24 protein-coding genes are annotated in these 24,899 nt (G+C 73.4%); 18 read left to right on the top strand and 6 right to left on the bottom strand.

Annotated elements, in window-relative coordinates; translation table 11 throughout:
• Positions 1–3: 3 nt before the first annotated feature.
• The 3 genes from ACQUST_RS10825 to ACQUST_RS10815 form a co-directional block, all read right to left on the bottom strand.
• Positions 4–813 carry a basic amino acid ABC transporter substrate-binding protein gene (locus ACQUST_RS10825; protein ID WP_435128116.1) on the bottom strand — a complete coding sequence of 270 codons (810 nt, stop codon included), beginning with the start codon at positions 811–813 and terminating at the stop codon, positions 4–6.
• Between the two features lie 130 nt (positions 814–943).
• A complete protein-coding gene (locus ACQUST_RS10820; protein ID WP_435128114.1) occupies positions 944–1,819 on the bottom strand; it encodes a COX15/CtaA family protein in 876 nt (291 codons plus the stop codon).
• A 122-nt stretch (positions 1,820–1,941) separates the two neighbouring features.
• Positions 1,942–3,021 carry a tubulin/FtsZ family protein gene (locus ACQUST_RS10815; protein ID WP_435128112.1) on the bottom strand — a complete coding sequence of 360 codons (1,080 nt, stop codon included), beginning with the start codon at positions 3,019–3,021 and terminating at the stop codon, positions 1,942–1,944.
• A gap of 87 nt (positions 3,022–3,108) precedes the next feature.
• On the opposite strand from ACQUST_RS10815, the gene ACQUST_RS10810 reads away from it, so the two are divergent.
• The 12 genes from ACQUST_RS10810 to ACQUST_RS10755 all read left to right on the top strand — a co-directional run bounded on the left by ACQUST_RS10810 (position 3,109) and on the right by ACQUST_RS10755 (position 16,535).
• Complete coding sequence (locus ACQUST_RS10810) at positions 3,109–3,600, top strand: DUF7310 family coiled-coil domain-containing protein (RefSeq protein WP_435128110.1); 492 nt, start codon at positions 3,109–3,111, stop codon at positions 3,598–3,600.
• Entirely contained in the window at positions 3,597–4,274 is a 678-nt protein-coding gene (locus ACQUST_RS10805) for a DUF7311 family protein (RefSeq protein ID WP_435128108.1), read from the top strand. Before ACQUST_RS10810 ends, ACQUST_RS10805 begins: the two co-directional genes overlap by 4 nt.
• Complete coding sequence (locus ACQUST_RS10800) at positions 4,241–6,196, top strand: ATPase, T2SS/T4P/T4SS family (RefSeq protein ID WP_435128183.1); 1,956 nt, start codon at positions 4,241–4,243, stop codon at positions 6,194–6,196. Before ACQUST_RS10805 ends, ACQUST_RS10800 begins: the two co-directional genes overlap by 34 nt.
• Entirely contained in the window at positions 6,193–8,010 is a 1,818-nt protein-coding gene (locus tag ACQUST_RS10795; RefSeq protein ID WP_435128106.1) for a type II secretion system protein, read from the top strand. Before ACQUST_RS10800 ends, ACQUST_RS10795 begins: the two co-directional genes overlap by 4 nt.
• Positions 8,011–8,106: 96 nt before the next feature.
• Positions 8,107–8,610, top strand: coding sequence for a DUF7283 family protein (locus ACQUST_RS10790; RefSeq protein ID WP_435128104.1), 504 nt, complete (start codon positions 8,107–8,109; stop codon positions 8,608–8,610).
• Positions 8,600–8,983, top strand: coding sequence for a DUF7285 family protein (locus tag ACQUST_RS10785; protein WP_435128103.1), 384 nt, complete (start codon positions 8,600–8,602; stop codon positions 8,981–8,983). The genes ACQUST_RS10790 and ACQUST_RS10785 overlap by 11 nt, the downstream gene beginning before the upstream one ends.
• Entirely contained in the window at positions 8,980–9,576 is a 597-nt protein-coding gene (locus tag ACQUST_RS10780) for a DUF7284 family protein (protein WP_435128101.1), read from the top strand. Before ACQUST_RS10785 ends, ACQUST_RS10780 begins: the two co-directional genes overlap by 4 nt.
• Positions 9,573–12,662 (top strand): DUF7286 family protein, encoded by a 3,090-nt coding sequence (locus ACQUST_RS10775; RefSeq protein WP_435128099.1) that lies wholly within the window; start codon positions 9,573–9,575, stop codon positions 12,660–12,662. Before ACQUST_RS10780 ends, ACQUST_RS10775 begins: the two co-directional genes overlap by 4 nt.
• 55 nt (positions 12,663–12,717) lie before the next feature.
• Complete coding sequence (locus ACQUST_RS10770; protein ID WP_435128097.1) at positions 12,718–13,146, top strand: DUF5791 family protein; 429 nt, start codon at positions 12,718–12,720, stop codon at positions 13,144–13,146.
• The gene (locus tag ACQUST_RS10765; RefSeq protein ID WP_435128095.1) at positions 13,146–14,057 is read left to right on the top strand and encodes an NAD-dependent epimerase/dehydratase family protein; all 912 of its coding nucleotides are present in this window, start codon (positions 13,146–13,148) and stop codon (positions 14,055–14,057) included. The genes ACQUST_RS10770 and ACQUST_RS10765 overlap by 1 nt, the downstream gene beginning before the upstream one ends.
• A 159-nt stretch (positions 14,058–14,216) precedes the next feature.
• Positions 14,217–15,383, top strand: coding sequence for a DHH family phosphoesterase (locus tag ACQUST_RS10760; RefSeq protein ID WP_435128093.1), 1,167 nt, complete (start codon positions 14,217–14,219; stop codon positions 15,381–15,383).
• Positions 15,384–15,446: 63 nt separating this feature from the next.
• A complete protein-coding gene (locus ACQUST_RS10755) occupies positions 15,447–16,535 on the top strand; it encodes an aldo/keto reductase (RefSeq protein ID WP_435128091.1) in 1,089 nt (362 codons plus the stop codon).
• 133 nt (positions 16,536–16,668) lie between these two features.
• On the opposite strand, the gene ACQUST_RS10750 is transcribed toward ACQUST_RS10755, so the two are convergent.
• Positions 16,669–16,839, bottom strand: a complete 171-nt coding sequence (locus ACQUST_RS10750; protein WP_435128089.1) for an HVO_0758 family zinc finger protein — start codon at positions 16,837–16,839, stop codon at positions 16,669–16,671.
• A gap of 139 nt (positions 16,840–16,978) precedes the next feature.
• On the opposite strand from ACQUST_RS10750, the gene ACQUST_RS10745 reads away from it, so the two are divergent.
• The 3 genes from ACQUST_RS10745 to ACQUST_RS10735 all read left to right on the top strand — a co-directional run bounded on the left by ACQUST_RS10745 (position 16,979) and on the right by ACQUST_RS10735 (position 20,014).
• The gene (locus ACQUST_RS10745; RefSeq protein WP_435128087.1) at positions 16,979–18,163 is read left to right on the top strand and encodes an MFS transporter; all 1,185 of its coding nucleotides are present in this window, start codon (positions 16,979–16,981) and stop codon (positions 18,161–18,163) included.
• Positions 18,164–18,273: 110 nt separating this feature from the next.
• Complete coding sequence (locus tag ACQUST_RS10740) at positions 18,274–19,098, top strand: DNA-directed RNA polymerase subunit epsilon (RefSeq protein ID WP_435128085.1); 825 nt, start codon at positions 18,274–18,276, stop codon at positions 19,096–19,098.
• Between the two features lie 94 nt (positions 19,099–19,192).
• Positions 19,193–20,014: a DUF63 family protein gene (locus ACQUST_RS10735; protein WP_435128083.1), complete on the top strand. Its 822-nt coding sequence runs from the start codon at positions 19,193–19,195 to the stop codon at positions 20,012–20,014.
• A 30-nt stretch (positions 20,015–20,044) separates the two neighbouring features.
• Here the strand turns inward: ACQUST_RS10735 and ACQUST_RS10730 are convergent, their stop codons facing one another.
• Positions 20,045–20,902, bottom strand: coding sequence for an isoaspartyl peptidase/L-asparaginase (locus tag ACQUST_RS10730; protein WP_435128081.1), 858 nt, complete (start codon positions 20,900–20,902; stop codon positions 20,045–20,047).
• A gap of 279 nt (positions 20,903–21,181) precedes the next feature.
• Between ACQUST_RS10730 and icd the strand changes: the two genes are divergently transcribed.
• The 3 genes from icd to ACQUST_RS10715 all read left to right on the top strand — a co-directional run bounded on the left by icd (position 21,182) and on the right by ACQUST_RS10715 (position 23,639).
• Complete coding sequence (gene icd, locus ACQUST_RS10725) at positions 21,182–22,444, top strand: isocitrate dehydrogenase (NADP(+)) (RefSeq protein WP_435128080.1); 1,263 nt, start codon at positions 21,182–21,184, stop codon at positions 22,442–22,444.
• Between the two features lie 187 nt (positions 22,445–22,631).
• Positions 22,632–23,150, top strand: coding sequence for a DUF5817 domain-containing protein (locus tag ACQUST_RS10720; protein ID WP_435128078.1), 519 nt, complete (start codon positions 22,632–22,634; stop codon positions 23,148–23,150).
• Between the two features lie 120 nt (positions 23,151–23,270).
• On the top strand, positions 23,271–23,639 hold the full coding sequence (locus tag ACQUST_RS10715; RefSeq protein WP_435128076.1) for a hypothetical protein: 369 nt from the start codon (positions 23,271–23,273) through the stop codon (positions 23,637–23,639).
• A gap of 43 nt (positions 23,640–23,682) precedes the next feature.
• On the opposite strand, the gene hmgA is transcribed toward ACQUST_RS10715, so the two are convergent.
• Positions 23,683–24,894: a hydroxymethylglutaryl-CoA reductase (NADPH) gene (gene hmgA / locus ACQUST_RS10710; protein WP_435128074.1), complete on the bottom strand. Its 1,212-nt coding sequence runs from the start codon at positions 24,892–24,894 to the stop codon at positions 23,683–23,685.
• Between the last annotated feature and the right edge of the window lie 5 nt (positions 24,895–24,899).

Here is a 24,899-nt window from a genome sequence, read left to right as displayed (position 1 = left end):
GAGTTACCCGGCGAAGTACTCCGAGTAGATGTCGTCGTACGTCCCGTTCTCCTTGATCGTCGCGAGCGCGTCGTTGACCTCCTTGCGGAGCTCGTCGTCGTCCTTCCGGAACGCGATGCCGTAGTCCTCGATGGTGAGCGTGAGGTACGGCGGGGCCTCGCGGCCGGCTTCGACGGCGGCGCCGTCGCCCTCGACGAACCGGAGTTCGTCGTCGTTCTTGCTGACGTACTCGGCGCTGACGGTGTTGTCGTTGATGACCGCGGACACCTGGTTGTTCAACAGCGCGTTGAACGCCGACGCGATGGTGTCGAACCGCTTGATGGTGAGGTCGCCGCCGAGCTCCTCTTTCAGCGCCTCCGCGGCGCCGGCGCCGGTCGTCCCCTTCTGGACGCCGACCGCCTTCCCCTTCAGGTCCGACTTCTCGTCAATGCTGGAGTTCTGCAGCACCGCGATGGTCTGGTACGCCGTGAAGTACGGGTCCGAGAAGTCGACCTTCTCGGCGCGCTCTTCCGTGATGGTCATCGCGGACATGATGACGCGGAAGTTCCCGTTGTTCAGCGCCTGGATGATGCCGTCGAAGCTGGTGTCCTTGAACGAGTACTCGTAGCCGAGCTGGTCCGTGAACACGGCCTGCGCGATGGCCGGGTCGAAGCCGGCGGGCTCGCCGTTCTCCATGTACTCGAACGGCGGATACGGGATGTCCGAGCCGATACTGATGGTTTTGCTGCCGCTGCCGCCGCCGCCGAGACAGCCCGCCATCGCGAGCGCTGCCGCAGCGGTTCCGGTCGACTTGAGATACGTACGTCTCTCCATGACATCCCTCTATTACGCGAACGTATATAAGTCGCCTTCGGTGGTCTCTGCTCGCAGAACTGCACTGATGAACAAGAACGTGCAGCGGAACGCGGCGAACCGAGAGTTCCGTCGGGCTTTCCGGGGCGGCTCAGTTCTGCGTCGACCCGAGCCGTTCGACCGACTCGGCGTCGTCGACGCCGCGGAGCGTCCACAGCGCCGCCGCGGTCAGGAGGACGGCGGCAGCGACGACGACGCCGTTCACGAGCCGAACCGTCTCGGTGTAGTAGACGAGGTCGCGGCCGAGCAGCATCCCGACGAACAGCAGCGCCGCGGCGGCCGCGGTGGCGACGCGGAGTTTCCGGTGGCCGTCGGCGCCGAGCCACCGCGTCGCGCCGACGAGCGCGGCGAACGCCGCGAGCGACACGCCGAAGAAGGCGGCCTGCGCCCACGGCCGGTAGGCGAGCAGTGGCGGGAGCCGCGAGAACAGGACGCCGGCGAGCAGCCCGGCGAACGCGACGCCGAGCGCGCCGCGCGTCCGTGAGAACAGACTGCGGGTGTAGGCGCGGTCGCGTTCGTACGCGAGCAGCGCCGCGTACGCCAGTCCGGCGAAGATGCCGAATCCGGTGACGAAGTGCGCGGCGTGAATCGGCGCGGAGTAGCCGCCCGGAAGCGCCCCGTTGAGCGTCACGGTGATGGCGCCGAAAATCGCCTGCAGCGGCGTGAGCACCAGCGCGACGGTCGCGGCCCAGCGCTCGCGCGCGGACCGGCCGGCGCGCCACGCCCAGGCGGCGACGCCGAGAATCAGGAAGCCGGTGATCATCGCCCAGAGCCGGTGGAACCACTCGATGAACGACGGAATCGTCTGCGGGAGGACGCCGCCGTCGCAGAGCGGCCACTGCTGTGCGCAGGCCAGCCCGGACCCGGTCGCGGCCGTGTAGATGCCGAGCATCACGAGGGTGAGCGTCATCCCCGCGGTGAACGCCGCGTACCGACGGAAGCTGAGCCAGTCGGGGGCGCGAGTCATCAGCGGACCTCGGTATCGGCGGCACTTATGGCTGTCCAACCGGGCGCGGAACCGCCGCGGGCGACTGAACTGTTACGGCGCCGCGGCCGCGAACGCGGCGGACTGCCGCCCGCTCGCGGCGGTCACAGCAGATTGTCGAGTTCGTCGTTCTGGAACAGTTTGTCGCCGTCGTCGCTCGGCTCCTCGTCGCGCTCCTGTGCCTCCTTCGCGCGCTGGAGGAACTCCTGGACGCGGCCGGAGCGCTCGACGCCGCCGAGGACGACGAGCGCGGCGAGCCGCTCGGAGTCCAGCGGGAAGTCGCCGCCGCGGACCTCCATGCTCCCGGTCTCCTCTTCGAGCCACTTCCGCGCGCGCTCGACGCCTTTCCGCGAGATGCGGTCGGGCTTCCCGGCGAGGACGAGCAGCGCCGCTTCGGCCTTCGTCGCGTCTGGGAGGCTTGTCCCGGTGAGCAGCGCGTTCCGGGCGACGCTCGTCACGACGTTGATGTTCGTGTCGGGGTCGTCGCTGGCGTCGGCGACGGCGTAGCCGAGCGCCGCGATGCTGCCCGAGCGGAGCGTGTTGATGACCTCGGAGGTGTCGACGACGGACTCGCCGACGCCTTCGACGGCTTCGCCGGCAGCGAGCACGAGGCCGACGCGCCGCGCGATGCTCTGATTGATAGAGTCGAACCCCTCTTCGAGGCTCTCGCCGGAGGAGTGCCAGGCGTCGTTGTCGATGAGGATGGTCGAGTCGGCTTCGCGCGCCAGCGTCTTCAGCGACCGGCCGGCGTTCACCTGGTACATCGCGCCTTCGCTCTTCCCGGGGAGGATTGCGAGCGCGTACACCGGGACGCTGTACACCCGCTTGAGTTCTTTCGCGAGCACGGGCGCGCCGCCGGAGCCGGTGCCGCCGCCGAGCCCGGCGACGACGAAGATGGCTTCGGCCTCGGCGGTGATGCGGCCGTCGAGCGCCGACATGACTTCGCCGACGTCAGCCTGCATCACTTCGGCTCCGAGTTCGTTGTCGCCGCCGACGCCGTGGCCGCTCACGCGGTCTTGGCCGACGAGCACCGTGTCGAGTTGGAGGGACTGGAGGTCGGCGGTCGCGCTGTTCACGGCGAGCGCGCCCTTCACTGCACCGAACCCCATTTCGCGGTCGAAGTCGACCAGCGCGGACGTCACCTTCCCGCCGGCCTGTCCGACCCCGATGAGGACCGTCTTCATACCGCGTAATTCCGCGCCACCGTGCTTGAATCTTCCCACGGATGCGTCCCCGGAACTTTAGGTGCGATGACGGAGCCACCCCGGGGCATGCCCACACCCGACCGCGACGACGCGCCCGAATCCGCTCCGGCGGGGGCCGAGAACAGTCACACCGGCGTCGACCGCCGCGCCGACCACGCGGCCCTCGACTCCCGGCTGTCCGCCGTGGAGCGAACGCTCTCGGGCGAAGCGGCACCCGACGACCTCCTCGACTCGGCCGCCACCGCAGAACGGCTCGACGCCGTCGAAGCCGAGGCCGCCGGGCTGGCCGACCGCGTCACGGAACTGGAGGCCGCGGTTCAGGCGCTCCGCGGCTACGTCGGCGCAGTCCGCGCGGTGAACCGGGACGTCGAACGCCGCGCGGACCTCGCGCTCGCGACGGCGGAGCGGCTGACAGACGCCACCGGAGCCGACGCCGTCGACGACGCGGACCTCGCCGAAGCGGCCGGCACAGATACCGGAGAGCGCGGCTCGGACGACCCGGGCGTCTCCGGCGAGCGCCGCGACGGCCTCGCCGCTCGGCTCCGCGACGCGCTGTGATTCGCGTCGTCCTCGCGGTCGCCGTCACCGCGGCGCTCCTCGCGGCGTCGCTCCCGGTCATCGAGTCCGTCAGCGCCGAACGAACAGCCGCGGAACTCGACCGGGCGACTGTTCGACTGGACCGTGCCGCGGCCGACCTGCTGTCCGCGGAATCCGCGGTCGACGCCGGTCGGCGCGGCGCTCGCCGCACGGTCGGCCTCCGACTCCCGGCCCGGTCGCTGGTTGCCGCTCCGGTTCGGTTCGTCGCGCTGTGTCCCGGTCGCCGAGCGACCGTCAGGTACGCCGTCGGGCGCGGTCCGACCGTCACGCGCCGGCTGTCCACACCGATGGCCGTCGAGGGAGTAACAGCGGGGGGTGGCGGTGGAGTGACGGCGGAGAGTGACGGTGGAGTGACTGCGGACGATAGCGGCGGAGCGCTGGTGTTCACTGAGCCGGGCGCTCATCTGCTGACACTCGAAGTGACACACCGAGAAGGGAATGGCCGGCGAGTCGTCGTCTCCGCGTCCGAGAGTTCAAGTACTGGAACGGGACCACCGCGCCCATGCGGCTCTCAGAGACGCTCCGACGGTACGTCGGCTCCGACGCCGGCGGCGCTGGCGACTCCGCCACCGACTCGGCCTGTCGCTGTACGGTCAGCCCGGTGGACGGCGCCGGCGCGGGCGGCGAACGGGTGACGCTCCACGTCGACGCCGCGGACTGTCCGCGCGGCGGCGACCTGGCGGCGTCGCCGGGCTGCCGAGCGTCGGTGGTCAGTGCGCTGGCGGCCCGCGACGCAGACCTCGTCCGCGTCCGCGACGCAGGCGTCGACCGCGTCTACGACGGACGGGCCGCCGCGCTCCTGCTCGCCGCGGGCCGCTTCGTCGACGCGGCGGCCTTCCACGACCCCGAACTCGCCGACCGCGCACGCCGTGACCCGCTCGCCGTCGCGCGTGAGGCGACCGGTCGAGCCGGACCGGTGAACCGGCTTGCGGCCGAAACCGGGCTGGCAGCGTGCGCGGCCGATGCGGCCGGCTACGACGACGTGCTCCGAGCGACGACGACCCCTGCGGTCGCGCTCGGCCGCGCCGCCGCGGAACCGCCCGCGGCATCGACGCTCCGCGACCGCACCGTGCTCGACACCGGCGCCACCGTCCGCATCTACGACGTGAACGACGCGAACGACGCGGGCCGCGTTCGGCCGCATTACCACGTGACGCCGCCCAGTTCCGGGCTCGACGCCGCCGCGCTGTCGACGCTGACCGACGCCTACCGTGCGCTCGCCGACGGAACCGTCAGCAGCGACGGAAGCGGCGTCCAGGGACGCGGAAGTGACGGCGTCCGCGTTGCCGGCCGTGCGGTCCGGGCTGCCGCTGAGGACTGCGACGCGGCCGTCCCGGTCGAGACGCTCACGGCGGTTCTCGCGAAACACACCCGCGGAATCGGCGTCATCGAGGACCTGTTCGCGGACGGCAGACTGACGGACGCGTACCTGACGGCGCCGGTCGATTCGGCGCCGGTTCGGGTCGTCGTCGCGGGGGAGGCGATGACGACGAACGTCAGGCTGACGGCGGCGGAGGCGGAGACGCTCGCCTCCCGAGTCCGTGCGGCGAGCGGCCGGTCGTTCTCGCGCGCGGCGCCGACGACGGACGCCGCTCTCCCCACAATCAGCGACCGGTTCAGCGACGCCGGTGGCGGCTCCGCAGCCGGAGCGGTTCGCGTGGCCGGCGTCACAGCGCCGGCGAGCGACGGCCCGGGGTTCGCGTTCCGCCGACGCGACGACGAGCCGTGGACGCTCCCGCGACTCGTCGCCGCCGGGTCGCTCCCGGCTCGCGCCGCCGCGTTGCTGTGGCTGGCGGCAGAACGCGGCGCCGCCGGACTCGTCGCCGGTCCGCGCGGCGCCGGGAAGACGACGACGCTCGCCGCGTGCTGCTGGGCGATTCCGCCGGCGGCCCGGACGGTCGTCGTCGAAGACACCCCGGAACTCCCCGTCGCCGCGATGTGCGACGCCGGACGCGACGTCCAGTCGCTCCACGTCGGCACCGACGACGACGCTGCGTTGACACCGACCGACGCCGTCCGGGCCGCGCTGCGCCTCGGCGACGGCGCGCTCGTCGTCGGCGAGGTCAGGGGAGCGGAGGCGCGGGCGCTGTACGAGGCGATGCGAGTCGGCGCCGCCGCGGACGCCGTCCTCGGCACGATTCACGGCACCGGCGCCGCGGCGGTCCGCGAACGCGTCGTCTCCGACCTCGGGGTTCCGGCGTCGTCGTTCGCCGCGACCGACTTCGTCGCGACGCTCGGCGCCGACCACCGGCTCGACGCCGTCGAGGAGGTGCGAGCCACCGGAACCGGCGCGGCCGCGGACAGCCGGTTCGTCTCGCTGTTCTCGCGCGGCGACGCCGACCCCGGCGGCGCAGCGGCCGGCCGAGACGGAGATGCTGCCGACACGGGCGTCATCGACCGCGGCGACAGCGCGCTGCTCTCCGGGCTCGCGGCGCCCGACGAGACGTACCGTGACGTCAGGGACGCGCTGAACGAATCGGCCGAGAGGATTCAGGCGCTCGCGGACGACGGCCGAACCGGACGGGCCGCGGTGGCTTCGGGGCTCGGAGAGCCGTGAGCCGGACTCGGAGCGGCGATGCTGCTGCCGCCGCGGTCGCGGCCGTCCGGCTGTTCGCCCGGTGCTGTCCGTTTCGGCCGGCGGCGAGCGACGAACTCGTCCGGTCGCTCGACGCGCTCGATGGAGACGAGCAGGTGGACGCGGAAACAGTCGTTCGAGCCGGGTACGGTCTCTGCGTCGTCCTCGCTCCCGCGGTCGCCGCGGTGCTGTTCCTCGCCGGAGGCTTCCCGCGTCTCGCCGTACCGCCGGTCGCTCTCGCCGCCGGACTCGCGGCGGCACACGCTGTTCACCGTGCGCCGGTCCTGCTGGCGGCGGTTCGCCGGACGCGGGCGGTCTGCGCCGCGTCGGAGTTGGTCAGCGCGCTCGTGCTCGGGATGCGGCTTCGGCCGGTTCCGGAGCGCGCAGTCCGGTTCGCCGCGGAGTCGACGGCGGGGCCGCTCGCCCGGAGTCTGTCGGGCGCCGTCACACGAGCGGCGACGACGCCGGAGTCGGGGCTCGACTCGTTCGCCGCCGCGTGGGCGCCCTGGTTCCCGGCGCTCGACAGGGCGGCGTCGCTGGTCGCCGCGGCCGCGCACGCGCCGTCCGACCACAGGGAGCGCTTGCTCGACCGAGCGACCGCCGCCGTCGACGCCGAACTCCGAGATTCGGCGGCATCGTTCGCGCGGGAGCTTCGGGCACCCGTCACCGGGCTGTACGCGTTCGGGGTGCTCCTGCCGCTGGCGCTCGTCGGCGTGCTCCCGGCCGCAGCGGCCGCGGGAGTGCCCGTCACGGCCGGCGCGTTCGTCGCGGTGTACGACGTGGTACTCCCTGCGGCGCTCGTGGTCGCCGGCGCGAAGTTGCTGCTCGCGCGGCCGGTCGCGTTCCCCCTTCCGTCGGTCGCAGCCACGCACCCGGGCCTTCCGTCGCCGCGTCGCCGCGCCGTCGGCTCGGTCGGCGTGGGCGCCGGGAGTGCGGCGGTGAGCGCCGCGCTCGCGTCGGCGGTAGCCGCGCCGTGGGCGGCGCCGGTGGTCGCCGTCGGCGGCGGTGTCGGCACGGCCGCAGTCGTCTGGTTCCGCCCCGTGAAAGCGGTCCGCGACGAGGTCGCCGCCGTCCAGCGCGGACTCCCGGACGCGCTGGCGCTCGTCGGGCGGCGAGTCGCCGACGGTGCGTCGGTCGAAACGGCCGTCGAGTACGTGAGCGCGACGCTCACAGGACCGGTCGGCGACGCGTTCGCGGACGCGGCTCGGCGTCGACGGGCGCTCGGCGTCGACGTCCGAACGGCGTTCGTCGGGGACGGAGGGCCGTTCGCCGCCGCGACGGGTCGACGGCTGCGAGCCGCCGGAACGCTGCTGTCGGTCGCGGCCCGCGAAGGTCGACCGGCCGGGGCTGCGCTGGTCTCGCACGCCGAGCGCCTCGACGAACTGCACGAACACGAGCGCGCCGCCCGGCGCGACCTCGCGGACGTCACCGGGACGCTCCGGGACACCGCGGCCGTGTTCGGGCCGCTCGTCGGCGGCGCCTCCGTCGCCCTCGCGGCCCGACTCTCCGCCGTCGACGCCGCCGGAGCCGCATCGACCGCCGCCGTCACCGCCAGTGCAGGGCGTGGCGGCGTCGACTCGTCGGTGGCCGTCGGCGCCGGCGCGCTCCCGATATCCACGCTCGGGCCCGCAGTCGGCGTCTACGTCCTGCTCATGGCGGCGACGCTGACGACGCTCGCCGTCGGCGTCGACCGCGGCCTCGACCGCGCGACCGTCGGCGTCCGCGTCGGCGAGGCGCTCCTCTGTGCGACCGGGGCGTTCCTCGTCGGCTACGTCGCCGCCGCACTCGTCGTCTGAGCGTCCGCGGCGTCGAGCGCCACCGAACCCCGTCGGCTCGCCGGCGCTCCCGCGGGCTGCGTAGATTCAAATACGGGAACGAGGCCACCGCGGGGTATGCTCGACACACCCGTCGACTCGCTGTACGCGTGGCTCGGCGTCGCCGCGGTCGCGACGGCCGCGCTCGGCACCGCGTTCGGTCTTCCGACTGCGCCGCCGCCGGATGCGACGGCCGCAGCGAACGTCGTCGACCGCGTCGCCGCCGCGGAGCCACCGGCCGCCGCGGAGGTTCGGCTCGCAGCCGACCGGGCCACGGTCGGGCCGCGCGGCGTCGTGCTGCGGTCTGACGCCGGCGTGGCGCACGCACCGTTCGCGTTCGACTCGGTCGTCGCCGCCGTAAGCCACGACCAACTCGTCTCGGTCGCACGCGGTGAACCCCCGTCCGCCGCGTTCGGCTCCTCCGCGGCGTTCGCAGATGCGGTTCGAACGGCCCGAACCGGTGACCGCGCTGCCGACGCGGTCTCCTGGAGTTCAGCGTCGGCCGGAGGACCGACGGCGACGCTGTTCGTCGCGCACGTCGCCTGGGGCGACACGGAGGTGACGCTCGTCCATGTCGAGTGACGCCCGCGCGGTCGCAGAACCGACCGTGGCGCTCGGTGCGACGCTCGCCGTCGTGCTTGGAGTGAGCGCGTACGCCGTCGTCCTCGCCGACACGGCACCGTCGACGCAGCGGGACCGAGCGACACCGACGCTCGCCAGGCTCTACGAGCGGCTCGCGGACGGCGGCGTCGTCGGCCCGGACGCGCTCGACACAGCGACGGAGGCGATTCAGGTCGACGCTCGCGTTCGCGTCACGCTCCGAGCCGCAGACCGCGTCTGGCGCGTCGGTCCGGCGGCTCCGCCCGGCGCCGAAACGGCCGAGCGAACGGTTTCCGTCGGCGTCGCTCCGGGCCGCGTCGACCCCGGGACGCTCCGCGTGGAGGTGTGGTCGTGACGAGCACTGCGGTCGACGTTTCGCTCTGTCTCCTCCTCGTGAGCGCGGCCGCGGTCACTCTCGTCGGCGCCGACGCCGGCGCAGCGACAGGGCCCGTGGCTGCCGGTGCGGACAGCCGGGTAGGGGCCACCGTCCAACTGCTCGCAGCGAGCACAGCCACCGTGAAATACCAGCCGGATAGCGGCGGCAGCAGGCAGACAGCGAGCGGTGACGGACTGACTGGTTCGAATCGAACAGCCCACGGAACGCTCGCTGAACTCCTTGCGGCGGCCGCAGCGCGGTCGGCGTTCACCGCGAACGGAAATCGGGTCGATGAACGAGCCGGGTTCCGGCGTGCAGTCCGCGGCGCGGTCGCCGAGGCGGTCGGCGCGCGAACGCAGATTCTCATTCGGGAGCCGGTCCCCGGCGGAGCCGCGGCGACGCCGACACCGGGCATCGTCGTCGGCGCGGACCCGCCGCCCATCGGGGCGGTTCACGCCGCCCGGTTCACCGTCCCAACAGCCGGGAGAGCCGGCGGGGAACGCGGCGGCGCGGAAACGACGGCCGTCAGCGACCGCCGCGTCGTCATCGTCGTCAGGACGTGGTCCGCGTGACCCTCGGCTCCGACCGCCGGGGACGCGTCCCGTTCGCGCTCGTCGGCGTCGTGCTGTTGCTCGGCAGCGTCACCTACGGCCACACGCTCGCCGTCGCCGGGCCGGTGACGGAGGACCGGTCGGTCGACGACGCCGTGGACCGCGCGGAGTCGGCTGTCAGGCCCGCGCTCAGAGTCGCCGCCGCGCGGGCGGCCCGCGCCGCCGCCCGAACGCCGGTGACCGATCCGTCCGAGACCGCGGTTGGTGCGGCACTCGACCCCGAACAGCCGTTCCGGGACGCGCTCCGTCTCCGAATTGCCGTCCGTGCCGCGGACGCGCTCGAACAGGTGTCGGTGCGTACCGGGGGCGTCGACGTCACCGCGTCGCTTCCGCGACCCGAAGGCCCCGCCGACGCCCGGATTGCCATCGAACGAGTCTCCGTCGACGGCGTGAACAACGGGACCGGGCTTCGCGTCACGGTGCGGAACGTCAGCCTGACCGCGCATCGGAACGGCCGCGTCGTCGCGACTGACCGGGAGACGTACACCGTCACTGTCGGCGTCCCGGTGCTGGCGATGCATCAGCGGGTACAGCGGTACGAGCGGCGGCTGAACGCGGACCCGTTCCGTCCGGGATTGGGTCGGGCGCTCACCTGGCGACTCACTGCTGTCGCCGAGGCGCGCGGCCTCGCGCAGTGGGGCGGCGCCCCGGTCGAGAACGTCCTCTCGAACCGCCACGTCGAACTGTCGACGAACGCCGCGGCGCTCCGCGCACAGCGAGCCGCGTTCGGGCGGGCGGACCCCGACGGCCGTGCCGCGCTGCTCCGAGCGACCGCGCGCGTCGGCGCGACGGACCTCCTCGCGGCATCGCGGACCCGGCAAGCGGGCTGGACGGACACGGTCCTCAGCGTGAGCGACGCCGCACGGCAACCGGATTCGGGCGTCGGAGCCCGGTTCGCCTCCGTGAACGGGTCCGCCGACCGGGCTTCCGCGCCGGACTCGTTCACCGTCGGCGTGAACCGCACCGCCGACACCGCGTTCGTGACCCTGCTCGAAGACCGGTTCGACGAGGTGTTGGCGGCGTCCTACCGGGCCGAGGTGACGCGTCGCGTCCGGGTCGTCAGCGCCACCCGCGGCGTACGTCCGACTCCCGACGGTCCGGGAGCGAACTGGACGCTCGTCGGCGAACAGCGCCACCGCTCGGCCGCGGTGGTCGACCGCGACGCCGCGAGCGACGCCTCCGACCCGGCGTCGTTTCTGGCCGCCGACCGGTCCGTCGTCGTCGACCACGTGGTGGTCAGAACGTGGAGCAACGGCTCCGCGACGAGAACCACCCGCGGAGACTGGACCGACCGGCACCGAGTCCGCGTCACGGTTCGAGGCACGTATCGGCCGTCGGTTCCCGGGCCATCCCGAACGACGTCGCCCGTGTTCCGTGCCGGCGGCGCGTTCGACGGACCGAACCTCGCTGACGTCGAGCGCCGCGCCAGAGACCGGTTCGCGCCGAGTAGCGCGGCGGTCGACCGGCTCGCGAAGCGAGCGACCCGCCGAGGTGCCAGCACGACGACCGCGACGGTTCAGGGGAGTCGGCCCGCCAGCCTCCGCGACTGGGTGTACCGTGACGTAACGCGGCTTCGCGACCGGGTCCGAGCCGTGACGACGACCGTGTCGCGGTCGGAGCTCGCAGCCGGCCGTGCGAACGCCGCCGCCGAACTCGCCGCGGCCCTCCGCGCTCGCCGCACCGAACTACTGGACGCGCCCGCGACGTACGACGGGGCAGCGGACCGGGCCCGCGTCGCCGCACGGGCCGCCTATCTCGACGCCGTCGTCGAAGCCCTCGACCAGCGGAGCGCGACCGCCGCCGACCGAAACGGGGCCTTTCGGTCAGTGCTGCGCGACGCCGGTGTCGACGTCGACGCGGCGGGCAGACTCGCCGCGCTCAGCCGCACCGCGGCCGACGCGACTGCGCCGGCTCCCCGGCCGGCGGGCCGGTGGCTCGACCGACCGGTCGTCTTGACGCCGCACGGCGACCCGGGCTATCTGACGCTCACCGCGGTCGACGCGGCACAGGCATCCAGCGTCACGCCCGGAACGAGCGTCCACCCGCTCGCCGCGCGCAACACGAACGTGTTCACGCTGCCGACGGGGGACGCTTCGGACGCCGTCGCGTCGGCGGTGTTTCCGGCTCGCCGGACGGCGCGGTTCCGCGTCGGCGCCCGCGCGCTGCGGTCGGCGAACCGGACGCTCGCCGCGGCGCCGAACCGGACGCTCCGCCGGCACCGCGACGCGCTCCTCGTCGCCGTCACGGAGTCGATGCGAGACGTCGACGACCGGGCGGACGCGGTGCTTCGCCGTCGCACGCAACTCACCCGGGCGGAGCGGCGGACGGCCGTCGAGGCGACGAAGCACCGGTGGCCCGCCGTCGGCGTCCGCGCCGTCGCCGCGACGAACGGCTCGTACGCGAACGTCGTTGCGGCCGCGGCCGCCGAGGATGAGGCTCTTTCCGGCGTCGAGTCGGACCGGCTCGCCGTCGCTCTCCGGGTCGCCGTCGCGGACGAAGTGACGAGTCGCCGAGTCGCGGTCCCGCGCGGAATGACGAACGCGACAGTCACCGAAACCCGATCGGTCAGACACGCGCTGGTCGCCGCCGCCGTCAGGAAGGCTGGCGAGCGGGGCGTGGCGGCGGTGAGAGAGCGCTACGTCAACGAGACGTTCGCCGGTGTGCTCGCCGGGCTGCCGGTCGCGCCGATCCCGGGGTACTGGTACGCGACCGTGAACGTGTGGGACGTCGAGGTTCGCGGCGTCTATCCGCGGTTCAGCGTCACCGCGTCCACCGGCGGCCCGCTCGGCTCGGGTGCCGGCGCCCGATACGTCCGGGACGGCTCGGTCGCCGCGCTCGACGTCGACGGCGACGGCGACGCGGAACGACTCGGACGCGCCGAGCGCGTCTCGTTCCGGACTCGAACCGCGGTGTTCGTCGTCGTCCCCGCCGGGAAGAGCGGCGTCGGCGACGTCGACGGCAACGCCGACGAGCGGTCCGCCGGCTGGCCCTGTCCGTCGCCGACGGCGACGGCCGCCTGTCCAGCGGACAGCAACGGGGGCGGGTGAACGGACGGACGGCGCGAGGAGCAACGGTTTTCCGCGCGCACCGGCGAGTAGAGGTATGCTTCACGAGGCAGTGTCCGACCCTGCTGGGTCGACGCCGGCGGAGTTGCTGTCCGCGTACGCCGACCGGCTCGGCGCGGTCGTCGACGAACACGGCGCGGAGACGCTCGTCGCCGAGACCGGCGTCGACGACGCCGTGGTCGACGCCATCGCCGCCGGCGACGTATCGGATGTGCGGCTCGCAGACGCCGCCGCGGTGCTGTCGGCGTCGGAGGGCGTGCCGGCGGAGGACCTCGCGTACGAGGTCCGCGACCACCTGATGATGGAGATGGTGACGGCGATCCTCGACGTGGACACCATCGCCGCGAACATCGACCCGGACCTCACCGGTCAGGAGGTACAGCAGGCGCTCGAAGGCCGCACGCGGCTGACGCTGGGTGAACTGGCGGCGATACAGGCGCTCATCGCAGAGCGCGCCGACCGCTGATGCGTGTCGTCGTCGTCGGCTGCGGCTACGTCGGCGTAGCGCTCGCCAGGCAGCTCGCCGCCGCCGGCCACGACGTGACCGGCGTCCGGCGCTCGGACGACGGGCTCGCCGCGGTGCGCGACGCGGACGAGGCGTCCGCAGACGGCTCCGTCTCCGCGGTCCGCGCTGACGCGACCGACCCGGAGTCGCTCGCGGCGCTCCCGGACGCCGACGCCGTCGTGTTCGCGGCGAGTTCCGGCGGCCGCGGCGCCGACGCGGCGAAGCGTGTGTACGTCGAGGGGCTCCGGAACGTCATCTGGGAGTACGGCGGCCGCGACGACGTGCCCGACAGGCTCGTGTACACGTCGAGCACCGGCGTGTACGGCGACCACGGCGGCGACTGGGTCGACGAGGAGACGCCGCTCGACCCGACGACGGAGAAGACCGCGGTGCTCGCCGAGGCCGAACGGGTCGCCACGGACGTCGCCGCCGACCACGGCATCGACGGGACCGTCGCGCGGTTCGCGGGGCTGTACGGCCCCGACCGGTACCGGCTGCATCGCTACCTGGACGGCCCGGTCACCGCCGGCTACCTGAACATGGTGCACCGCGACGACGCCGCCGGCTCGGTGCGCTTCCTGCTCACCGAGGACGTCGCGCGCGGCGAGACGGTGCTCGTCGTCGACGACGAGCCGGTCGACAAGTGGTCGTTCGCGGACTGGCTCGCCGACGAGTGCGGCGTGGCTCGCCCGGACAAGCAGACGAAGGCGGAGCGACTCGACGACGCCGGTCTCTCGGCGGCCGCAGAACGCCGGGTTCTGACCAGCAAACGCTGCAGCAACGACCGGCTCCGCGCGCTCGGCTACGAGTTCGCGTACCCGACGTTCCGCGAGGGCTACCGCGCGGCGGTCGACGCCTACAGCGGCGAGTGACCGGGCGGCGGAGCCCGCGGCGGCCGAGGAGCCGGAGCGCGGCGCGTCATCGCCGCCGGGCACCGCGGAGCCGTCGGCGACTCGTCGGAGTCGACCCGGCGCAGTCCGCGGAATAAACCGTCTGTTACTTTCTTGTGCCGGGGGGTTCTCGCCTCGGACATGCTGCAACTCGGGGGCGGGGCTCTCCAGCGACTCGCCGACCGACTCGCCGCGAACCCCGAACTCGCGGCGGCCGTCGGCGTCGGCGTCGTCGCCCTGGTGGTCGCGGCGCTGCTGGTCCGCCGGCTCGGCCGGACGCACGGCGAACGGCTCCGGGACGCGCTCGCCGAGCAGGACGCCGTCTCGGTGCTGCTCCACCCGAACCCGGACGCCGACGCGATGGCGAGCGGGCTCGGCGTCGCCGAACTCGCCGCGTCCGTCGACACCGACGCGACCGTCCAGTTCGCCGGGCAGATTCGGCGCCAGGAGAACCGGGCGTTCCGAACCGTACTGGACGTCAACCTGGACCGAATCGACCACGTCTCCGAACTCGCCGCGGAGTCGGTCGTGCTGGTCGACCACAACGAGCCGCGCGGCTTCGCCGGCGCCGACGGCGTGCTCCCGTTCGCCGTCGTCGACCACCACCCCGGCGAGGGGAGCGGCGAACTGTTCACGGACGTCCGCACCGACTACGGCGCCTGCGCCAGCATCGTCGCCGAGTACTTCGAGGAGGTCGGCGCGACCCCGGTGCCGCCGGAGGCGCACGACACGGAGGTGTCCGGGCTGGCGCTCCCGACGCGGGTCGCCACCGGGCTGCTGTACGGGATTCTCTCGGACACGAACCGGCTGACGCGCGGCGCTTCCGCCGCCGACTTCGCCGCCGCGGGCTACCTCCACGGCGGCGTCGACGAGGACCGCCTCGAACGCATCGCGGACCCGGAGGTGAGCACGGAGACGCTGGAGGTGAAAGCGCGCGCCATCGCCGGCCGAGAGCTCCGCGGGTCGTTCGCGGTCAGCGACGTCGGCGCCGTCTCCAGCGCGGACGCGATTCCGCAGGCCGCAGACGAACTCGTCGGGCTGGAAGGCGTCACCGCGGTCGTCGTGCTCGGCGACAAGGACGGCACCATCCACCTGTCGGGGCGGTCGCGCGACGACCGCGTCCACATGGGCCGCGCGCTCGGCGCCGCCGTCGACGACATCCCGTCGGCGTCCGCCGGCGGCCACGCGCGGATGGGCGGCGGCCAGATCCCGCCGTCGGTGCAGGCCGACGGCACGGCCGAGGTCACCGCGCCCCGCGGCGACGACCTCGTCGACCGCCTGTTCGAGGCGATGTCGGGGGAAGTGTAGCGCGGCCGGCGGGCACAGGCCACGGAGCACGCCCTTTTTGAGCGGACGGCGCCGACACCGACCATGGCGACTTCGCGCGGCACGTGGGGGTACCGCGACCGCTTCGGCGGCCGGTTCGGCCGGACGTACTTCCGTCGGTTCGGGCCGGGCGTCGTCTCCAGCGTCGGCGTCGGCACGTACCTCGGCGACCCGACCGCCGCCGTCGACGACGACTACCGCGACGCGGTTCGGCTCGCGCTCGACAGCGGCGTGAACCTCGTCGACACCGCCAGCAACTACCGCTGCGGCCGGAGCGAGCGCGTCGTCGGCGAGGCGCTCCGCGAGAGCGACGCGGCGCGCGACTCCGTCGTCGTCGCGTCGAAAGCCGGCTTCCTGCCGTTCGACGGCGACCGCCCCGAGGACCCCGCCGCGTACGTCCGCCGGGAGTTCATCGACACCGGCGTCGTCGACCCGGCGGCGCTCGCGCGCGGCAGCCACTGCATCGCGCCGGGCTACGTGGACGGGATGCTCGACCGGTCGCTCGACCGCATCGGCGTCGACGCAGTCGACCTGTACTACGTCCACAACCCCGAGACGCAGCTCGAAGCGCGCAGCCGAGCCGACGTGTACGACCAGCTACAGGCCGCCTTCGAGACGCTGGAGCGCCGCCGCGCCGCCGGCGACGTCGGCCGGTACGGCGTCGCCACCTGGTCGGCGTTCCGCGTCCCGCCGGGCGACGACAGCCACCTCGACCTCGGCGTCGTCCTCGACCGCGCGGCGGCCGCCGCGGACGCCGTCGGCGTCGACGACCACGGCCTCGCCGCCGTGCAGCTGCCGTTCAACGTCGCGATGGCGGACGCGTTCACGGTCGACGCGCACAGCCACGGCGACGAGACGGTGTCGGCGCTGGAGTTCTGCCACCGCGAAGGCCTCTCCGTGTTCGCCGCCGCCGCGCTCGGGCAGGGCGAACTCGCCGCGTCGCTGCCGCGGGACGTCGAAGCCGAACTGTCCGGCGACACGACGGCCCAGCGCGCCATCAACTTCGCGCGCTCCGCGCCCGCCGTCACCGCCGCGCTCGTCGGAGCCAGCAGCGTCGAGCACGTCCGCGAAAACGTCGCCGCCGGCACCTTCGACCCGCTCGGCGCCGGCGCGTTCGACGACGTGTTCGAGTAGCGACCCGAAGCCGCGCCTGACGACTGGCGTCTGCGTTGAGTGGAGCCGGTACTGCGGGACGGGTGTCAGAGAGAAGCGGTCGAGGCTGTGACGCGGCGCGGGGACCGGGCGGTGCGGTCTGTTCGTTCGTCGGTCAGCGAAGCTCCTTGTACTCGGCGCCGCACTCGGGGCAGCGGCGAATCGTGTACACTTCGTCCGGCGGGTTCTCGGTCTTCAGGGACTTTCCGCAGTCGGCGCAGACGAGCCGCTCGTAGTTGTCCTTCTCCAGGTCGCCGTCGCGCAGCCCCTTTCGCGTCGACTTCATGGGGACACGTCTGTCGGGCACCGGGAAAAAGACGGCGTTGCAGGCGACGGCGCCGGCTCGGCCCCGCGGTCGTCCGGCGGACGGGTCGCGGCGGCGGCGAGCCGGAACGTTTGACTCGGCGCGCTCCGAACCGCCGGCTGTGTCTCGCAGCCGCCTGTTCGGCACGCTCTGCGGCGCCGTCTTCCTCGTCAACATGGCGAGGGTCGTGTTCGCGCCGTTGCTGTCGGAGTTCATCAGCGTGTTCACCATCACGGAGGGGACCGCCGGCATCCTCGTCACGCTCGTCTGGGTCGGCAGCGCGGTGCCGCGGCTCCCGGTCGGCTGGCTCCTCACGAAGGTGCCGCGTCACCACGTCGTCTTGGGCTCCGGCGCCGTCCTGACGCTGGCGGCGGCGTTCGCGGCGAGCGCGACCTCCGTCGCGATGCTGATGGTCGCCGCGGTCGGCATGGGGCTCGCCTCCGGCGCCTACTTCGTCTCCGGGAACCCGCTCGTCTCCGAACTGTTCCCGAACCGCGTCGGCCGCATCGTCGGCGTCCACGGCACCGCGAGCCAGCTCGCAGCCGTGGTCGCCGCGCCGTTCGTCACGGTCACGCTGACGCTCCAGCTACGACTGGTCAGCGGCTGGCGCGCCGTCTTCGTCGCCATCGCCGTCGCCGCCGCGACAGTGACGCTGCTCGTGTTCCTCGCGGCCCGGTCGACCGACCTGCCCGATGCCGGCGGAAGCGACCGCGACCTGTTCGGCGCCGCGCGCCGGGAGTGGCCCACCATCGCCACCGGCGTCGTTATCCTCGGCATCACGGGGTTCGTCTGGCAGGGCGTCTTCAACTTCTACGAGCTGTACGTCGCCGCCGAAGCCGGGAAGGACCTCGACCCGACGGTGGCGCGGAACCTCCTCACGGTCATCTTCGCCGCCGGCGTCCCGGCGTTCCTCATCTCCGGCCGGCTCGCGGACCGGTTCCCGCACGTCCCGTACATGCTCGCCATCCTCGCCGCCTTCGCCGCGTCGCTCGCCGCGCTCGTCGCCGCCTCCGGCGTCGTCCAGGTCGTCGTCGTCTCCGCGGTGCTCGGCTACGTCATCCACTCGCTGTTCCCCGCGATGGACACGTACCTGCTGGACACGCTGCCCGACGAGACGCGCGCGTCAGCCTACGCCGTCTACTCGGCCGGCATGATGTTCGTGCAGGCCGGCGGCTCCTCCGCCGTCGGCGTGCTCCACGACGCCGGCGTCGCCTACGACGTCATCTACGCGACCGGCGCCGTCGTCGTCCTCGCGCTCGTCGTCGTGCTCGGCGGCCTGCGGCGCGCCGGCCGACTCCCCGCGTGACCGCTCCGTGACCGCCCGCTCCGGGTTCCTTCCGCTCAAGCGCGGCGTCCGCTGCCGAGCCGACGCGGTGAGCGTGAGGTTCATCAGTCAGGCCGACCCAGCCACGGGACGTGACTGACGGCGACGCAGCGGCGTCCGCGAACGCCTCGGCGACAGCCGCGGACGGCGCCGGCGTCGGCTGGGTCGACGCCGACGACGCCGGGGCCGCCGAGCGCCGCGTCGACCGCCGGCCGGGCGCGGGGTCGCTCGGCCGCGCGGAGGCCCGGCGGGACACGACGCTCCGCCGCTGGGACGTCGTCACGCCGAGTGCGACGCGCATCGGCCGGCCCCGCGGCGGCGACGCCGACGTTTCCGAGCGAGTCCGTCGGCTTCACGAGGAGCGCCACCCGGCGACCGAGGGGCACGCCGAGCGCGCACACCGGCTCGACCGGCTCCGCATCACGCAGGCCATCTGCGACACGCTCGACCTCACGCCGTGGCAGCGCGACCGCGTCCTCGGCGTCATGGACGGCCTCGACCTGACGGCGTTCGGGAGCCAGCGCGCCATCGAGAAGGTCGCGCTCGTCGTCGTCAACCACGTCGTCGCCGAGGAGCGCCGGCGCTACCTCGGCCTCCACGACGACGAGTACGTCGCCGGACTCGACGCCGACCGGATGACGGAGCTGTACGACCGGTACCGGGAGCTTTCGATGAAGTCCGACGAGACGTTCCGGCGGCTGCTCGACCAGTACGACATGACGACGACGAACGTAAACCGCCTCGACAACGTCCTCGACGAGCAGCTCGACGACCGCGGCCTCCGCGGCGCGGCGCTCGGCCGGAACCCGAACCGCGACCCGAACATCCCCGAGGTGGCGAGCGACCGCGACGCGGCCGGGGGCGAGGGCTCCAGCGCGAACGCCGAACCGGACGCGAGGCCGGACGGCGGCGACTGACGATTCCTCGCGAGCGGACGTGGCGACTTCGGGGGGAGCCGCGGCCGCGCCGCGCACCGCAACGCTTTCACGGCGCCGCGCGAGCGACCGACACATGGCGATTCTCCCCGAAGGGTTCGGGCTGCCGCCGCTGCCCTACCTGGTCGCGCTCGCGGTTTCGCTCGCCGGCGTCGGGTACGCGCTCCGTGAGCGTCGGCCCGCGTTCGGCGCGGCGCAGGTGCTCGCGGTGGTTCCGTGGATGGTCGCGGGCGCCGCCGGACACGCCCTGTACGTCCTCGGCGCGCTGCCCGCGTCGGCGGCGCCGCTGTTCGGGACGCCGTCCGCGTACCTGACGACCGCAGCGGTCGCCGGCGCGACGTGGCTTGCGGCGCTTCGCTCGACGACCTCGGCCGAGGCGGCCGCCCGGCTCCTCGGCGCAGTCGGCGTCGTCGCCGCCGGCGGCGTCGTCGCGCGCGCGATCGCGTACGGCGCGACGCACGGGACACTCACGCCGTGGCTCCCGCTGCTCGGCGTCGTCGGCGGCGCGGTGCTCGGCGTCGTCGCCGCCGCGGTGCTGTTCCGCGTCCACGCCGAGTCGGCCGCGACGGGCGCGGTCGGCGCGCTCGCGGTCACGGCGCACGCGGTGGACGGCGTCACGACGGCCGTCGGCGTCGACCTGCTCGGCTACGGCGAACGCACGCCGCTGTCACGGCTCATCATCGAGTTCGCCGCCGGCCTCCCGACGGCCGAGGCGCTCGGCGCCGGGTGGCTGTTCGTCGCCGTGAAACTCGTCGTCGCCGCCGCGGTCGTCGCTGCGGTCGCGCCGGTCGTCGAGGACGAACCGACCGAGGGGTACCTGCTGCTCGCCGGCGTCACCGCCGTCGGACTCGGACCCGGCGTCCACAACGCGATTCTGTTCGCGGTCTCCGGCGCCTGACCCGGCTCCTTCTTCCGCTTCCGCCGCTCGTCAGCGGGACGTCGCGACGCTCGTCTGCATCCCGTCGGTGTTGTACGCGCTGCCCGCGTCGCCGTCGCCGAGCACGATGACGCCGGCGTCCGAGCCGGTGAGCTCGCCGAACTCGTCGAGCGCGCGGTCCGCGGCGGCCTGCGCGTCGAGTCCGGCTTCGAGGTGGCGGACGGCGCGCCGGCTGAGCGTGGCTTTCGCGATGTCCTCGCCGGCGCCGGTCGCGGAGGCGCCGCCGGCGGGCGCGGCGAAGAACCCCGAGCCGATCTGCGGGACGTCGCCGACGCGGCCGGCGAGCGCGAAGAAGCGGCCGCCGGTGGACGTGCAGGCGGCGTACTCGTCGGCGTCCGGGTCGTACGCGACGGCGCCGACGGTGTCGTGGCCGCCGAATCGCTCGCGGAGCCACGCGAGGTGGTCGGCGGGGCCGCCGTCCGGCGGCTCCTCGTCCGCGAACCGTTCGCGGCTCTCGTCGGTGAGCAGGTCGCGGTCCGTGTCGACGCCGTAGTCGGCGGCGAGCGCCTCGGCGTGGTCGGCGACGACGAGGACGTGCGGCGTCTCCGCCATGACGACCCGCGCGGCCGCGGCGGCGTTGGCGACGCCGGTCATCGACGCGACGGCGCCGGCGTCCCGGTCGCTGGTCATCAGGCCGGCGTCCGTGCGGACGACGCCGTCCGACTGCACCGCGCCGCCGACGCCGGCGTTGAACCGCGGTGACTCCTCCAGCACCTCGACGGCCGAGACGGCCGCGTCGACGGCGTCCGACTCCGCTGCGCCGGTCGAGGCGGCGTCGTCCAGCACCGCCTGTCGGGGCTTCGGTTCGTCCGGGGCGCCGCCGGCGCCGCCGTGGCAGATGACGCGCATACCACGACTACCGCCGGTGGACGAGAAAAGCGTCCGGGAATCGGTGAGCGACGCGGCGCGGCGCGCGGTGCCGCGCGCTGCCGTGCGATGCTGCGCGGCGCGGTGGGCGCAGCGCGCGGTGTCCGCGGCGGGCGACCCGACCGCGTCCGAAATCGCCGGGCGGCGCCGCCGGCGTCGACGCCGCCATCCGGTGGTACCATCCGGAACGCCGCGGAATCCGCCTCGGAGACGGAGAACGGCAGGCATTTTACGGGCGCTTCGGAATCTGCACGCACGTCTATGAGCTACGACATCGCCGAGCTCCCCGCCGACGGGGAGAAGATTTCGGTCGCCGACGAGGAAACCGGCGAGCTGTCCGTCCCGGACAACCCCATCATCCCCATCATTCACGGGGACGGAATCGGGACCGACGTCGGGCCGGCCGCCCAGAAGGTACTGGACGCCGCCGCCGACGCGACCGGCCGCTCCATCGCGTGGATGCGGGTGTTCGCCGGCGAATCCGCCCGCGAGAAGTACGACGAGAACCTCCCCGAGGAGACGGTCGACGCCATCCGAGAGCACCGCGTCGCCATCAAGGGCCCGCTGACGACGCCGGTCGGCGCCGGCTTCCGGTCGCTCAACGTCGCGCTCCGGAAGACGCTCGACCTGTACGCGAACGTCCGGCCGACGTACCACCTCGACGGCGTCCCGTCGCCGGTGAAGAACCCCGGCGAGATGGACATGGTGACGTTCCGCGAGAACACCGAGGACGTCTACGCCGGCATCGAGTGGGAGGCCGGAACCGACGAGGTCCAGCAGGTCAAGGAGTTCGTCGAAGACGAGATGGGCGAAGACGACGTCATCCACGACGGCCCGGTCGGCATCGGCGTCAAGCCCATCACGGAGTTCGGCTCGAAGCGCCTCATCCGGCAGGCCATCGACTACGCCGTCGACAACGGCCGCGACTCGGTGACGCTCGTCCACAAGGGGAACATCATGAAGTTCACCGAGGGCGCGTTCCGCGACTGGGGCTACGAGGTCGCCGAAGAGGAGTACGGCGAAGACGTCATCACCGAGGACGAACTGTGGGACGAGTACGACGGCGAGCAGCCCGACGGCACGGTCGTCGTGAAAGACCGCATCGCCGACAACATGCTCCAGCAGCTGCTCACCCGGACGTCGGACTACTCCGTCATCGCGACGATGAACCTGAACGGCGACTACCTGTCCGACGCGGCCGGCGCCCAGATCGGCGGGCTCGGCATCGCGCCCGGCATCAACTACGGCGACGGGAAGGCGCTCGCCGAACCGGTACACGGCTCCGCGCCGAAGTACGCCGGCGAGGACAAGGTGAACCCGACCGCGATGATTCTCTCGGGCCGCGAAATGCTCGACTACCTCGGCTGGAACGACGCCGCGGACCTCGTCCGCGACGCCGTCGAACAGCAGATTTCCTCCGGCCGCGTCACCTACGACCTCGAACGGCAGATCGAGGGCGGCGAGAAGCTCGCCACCTCCGAGTTCGCCGAGGAAGTCGTCGACCGCATCTACGACCTCGCGTAAGCCGGACCCGCGGCTCGCAGACCGCGACCCGCAGTCCGCGACCCGCAGCGCTTCTCTCCACGCTTTTTCGGACCGCGTCGACGAGCGGTCGCTTCGTCGCTCAGCGGCCGGCCGGTCGGAGGCCGGTCATCCGGGACCCGGTTCGGAGAGGCGAACGTTCAAACCCGGAGCCGCAGAAGCGACAGCCATGTACGCGGTGGTCGGCTGTACGGACTGCGGGACCTACTGGCTGCTGTCGGACCCGGACGCGCAGGATTCGGCGACGTGTCCGCGGTGCGGGGCGACCCACGAGACGCGGAAGCTCCGGCGCTTTTTCGAGTCGGACGACCGGTCGGAGGCGGCGCAGGCGCGCGCGCGGCTGCTCGCGGAGAAGCGCGGCGAGCGGGAGGCGTTCGACCGCGCCGGCACTGTCGAACAGCTGGAGCGGGAGGCCGAAGAGGCGGGTATCGACGACCGCGAGTACCTCGAAGGGTCGGGGCTCGACGCGGACGAGGTGTCCGCGGCGGGCGACACCGGCGGCGGCCGGTCGAAGCCGCGGGACGAAATCGTGCGCGACGCGCTCCGGGACGGCCCGGTCGGCGAGGACGACGTCGTGGACTACGCGACCGACCGCGGCGTCCCGGCGTCGGCGGCGCGCGACCTGCTCGACCGGCTGACGCGACGCGGCGAAGCCACGGAGACGGGCGGCGAATACCGGCTGCTGTGAGCGGAGCGGTCGGGCGGGGACGCCGAAAAATGGCGCCGGAAACGGCGCAGCGCGCCCCGCAGAATTCGTCCTGAAATCCGGCCCGGTGGACTTATCGCGGACAGTGAACATCGGTGAGTCATGGTCGTCGACGTCGCGGTGCCGTCGGCCGACGCGGTCGGCGGAGCGGCGGTCGCCGCGCTGACGGGGAGCGCCGCGGAGGCGACGAGCGCGGCGGCCGGGCCGGACTACCGGGCGCTGCTGTTCGCCGCGACGTTCCTGGCGCTTCTGGGCGTGCTCTGCACGCTCCACGGCGGCGCCGCCTACGCGATTCTGGTGTGGGAGGGGAGCGCCGGCGTCGCCGCGTGGCACTACGTCGACCCGCGGCTCGGCGCGTTCTTCTTCGTCGCCGCCGCGTTCCAGTTCCCGCTCGCCGCGCACCTCTGGGGCGACCCGCTCCGACTCCGCAGGGCCACAGGGCGGCTGCTGCGCGCGGCGCTCGATCGGTAGCCGCGGCCCGGCGCGAACGGCTCCGAACCGGGCGACGCGGCGGTTATCGGCCGAGGCTGGCGTGCGCCGACGAGAGGTTCCGGGAGGCGAGCGCGGAGAGCAGCGACAGTTCGCCGGCGAGCGCGGCGACCGCGACGGTTTCCGCGAGCGCGTCGGCGTTGCTGCCGGCGGGGTCGCCGCCGCCGCGGACGCCGAGTACGTCGAGCGCCTCCGACTGCGTCGGGAGTTTGGTGCCGCCGCCGACCGTCCCGACTTCGAGCGAGGCGAGCGTCACCGACACGTAGAGGTCGCCGTCGCGCTCTTCCGCGGTCGTGATGGCGTTCGCGCCCTCGACGACCTGCGCGGGGTCCTGGCCGGTCGCGAGGAACATCGCGGCGACCGCGTTGGCGACGTGGGCGTTGAAGCCGAGCGCGCCGGCCTTCGCGGAGCCGACGAGGTTCTTCCGCGTGTTCACCTCGGCGACCGCCGCGGGCGACGTTTTCAGGGTGTCCTCGACGACGTCGCCCGGGACGGTGACGTCGGCGGCGACGGTGCGGCCGCGGCCCTCGACGGCGTTGACGGCGGCGGGCTTTTTGTCCGTACAGAGGTTGCCGGAGAGCGCGACGAGCGACGCCGCGGTCTCCGCCTCGACGACGTCGCAGGCCGCCTCGGTCGCGATGGTCGCCATGTTCATCCCCATCGCGTCCTTGGTGTCGTAGCCGAACCGGAGGTAGACGTTGTTGCCGACGACGTACGGCGTGACTTCGCGGAGTTCGCCGTGGCTCGTCGTCTCCTCGGCGGCCGCGCGGAGCGCGTCGGTGTTGTCGCGGACCCACGACGCGAGCGCCTCGGCCTCGGCGACGTCGGCGACGCGGAAGGCGGGGGCGCGCGTCATCCGGTTTTTCAGGACGCGCGCGCCGGCGCCGCCGGCGGCGTTCAGCGCGGCGCAGCCGCGGTTGACGGACGCGAGCAGCGCGCCCTCGGTCGTCGCCATCGGCAGGTAGTGCTCGCCGGAGACGGCGCCGCCGTCGACCTCGACCGGGCCGACGACGCCGACGGGAATCTGGACGGCGCCGAGCATGTTCTCGACGTTCGACGCCGCCGCTTCGGCCGGGAAGGCGTAGTCGCCGGTCGTCGACAGGTCGGCGCCGCTGTGCGATTCGACGAGCAGCCGTCGGGCCGCCGCGGCGGTGTCGGCGTCGGCGTGGTCTTCGAGTTCGTACAGGCGGAGGTCGCCCTCCCGCACTCGCTCGGCGAGTGTCTCGGCGTCGCTCATGCCCG

The organism is Halobaculum sp. D14 (assembly GCF_051195135.1).
Classification (GTDB): domain Archaea; phylum Halobacteriota; class Halobacteria; order Halobacteriales; family Haloferacaceae; genus JBNTKA01.
This window is presented reverse-complemented; position numbering and strand designations above follow the sequence as displayed.

What these genes read in the sequence shown, in the direction of transcription:
- ACQUST_RS10825 (WP_435128116.1), bottom strand. Translation starts at nt 813, where the DNA reads ATGGAGAGACGTACGTATCTCAAGTCGACCGGAACCGCTGCGGCAGCG.
- ACQUST_RS10820 (WP_435128114.1), bottom strand. Translation starts at nt 1,819, where the DNA reads ATGACTCGCGCCCCCGACTGGCTCAGCTTCCGTCGGTACGCGGCGTTC.
- ACQUST_RS10815 (WP_435128112.1), bottom strand. Translation starts at nt 3,021, where the DNA reads ATGAAGACGGTCCTCATCGGGGTCGGACAGGCCGGCGGGAAGGTGACG.
- ACQUST_RS10810 (WP_435128110.1), top strand. Translation starts at nt 3,109, where the DNA reads ATGCCCACACCCGACCGCGACGACGCGCCCGAATCCGCTCCGGCGGGG.
- ACQUST_RS10790 (WP_435128104.1), top strand. Translation starts at nt 8,107, where the DNA reads ATGCTCGACACACCCGTCGACTCGCTGTACGCGTGGCTCGGCGTCGCC.
- ACQUST_RS10785 (WP_435128103.1), top strand. Translation starts at nt 8,600, where the DNA reads ATGTCGAGTGACGCCCGCGCGGTCGCAGAACCGACCGTGGCGCTCGGT.
- ACQUST_RS10770 (WP_435128097.1), top strand. Translation starts at nt 12,718, where the DNA reads ATGCTTCACGAGGCAGTGTCCGACCCTGCTGGGTCGACGCCGGCGGAG.
- ACQUST_RS10765 (WP_435128095.1), top strand. Translation starts at nt 13,146, where the DNA reads ATGCGTGTCGTCGTCGTCGGCTGCGGCTACGTCGGCGTAGCGCTCGCC.
- ACQUST_RS10760 (WP_435128093.1), top strand. Translation starts at nt 14,217, where the DNA reads ATGCTGCAACTCGGGGGCGGGGCTCTCCAGCGACTCGCCGACCGACTC.
- ACQUST_RS10755 (WP_435128091.1), top strand. Translation starts at nt 15,447, where the DNA reads ATGGCGACTTCGCGCGGCACGTGGGGGTACCGCGACCGCTTCGGCGGC.
- ACQUST_RS10750 (WP_435128089.1), bottom strand. Translation starts at nt 16,839, where the DNA reads ATGAAGTCGACGCGAAAGGGGCTGCGCGACGGCGACCTGGAGAAGGAC.
- ACQUST_RS10735 (WP_435128083.1), top strand. Translation starts at nt 19,193, where the DNA reads ATGGCGATTCTCCCCGAAGGGTTCGGGCTGCCGCCGCTGCCCTACCTG.
- ACQUST_RS10730 (WP_435128081.1), bottom strand. Translation starts at nt 20,902, where the DNA reads ATGCGCGTCATCTGCCACGGCGGCGCCGGCGGCGCCCCGGACGAACCG.
- icd (WP_435128080.1), top strand. Translation starts at nt 21,182, where the DNA reads ATGAGCTACGACATCGCCGAGCTCCCCGCCGACGGGGAGAAGATTTCG.
- ACQUST_RS10720 (WP_435128078.1), top strand. Translation starts at nt 22,632, where the DNA reads ATGTACGCGGTGGTCGGCTGTACGGACTGCGGGACCTACTGGCTGCTG.
- ACQUST_RS10715 (WP_435128076.1), top strand. Translation starts at nt 23,271, where the DNA reads ATGGTCGTCGACGTCGCGGTGCCGTCGGCCGACGCGGTCGGCGGAGCG.
- hmgA (WP_435128074.1), bottom strand. Translation starts at nt 24,894, where the DNA reads ATGAGCGACGCCGAGACACTCGCCGAGCGAGTGCGGGAGGGCGACCTC.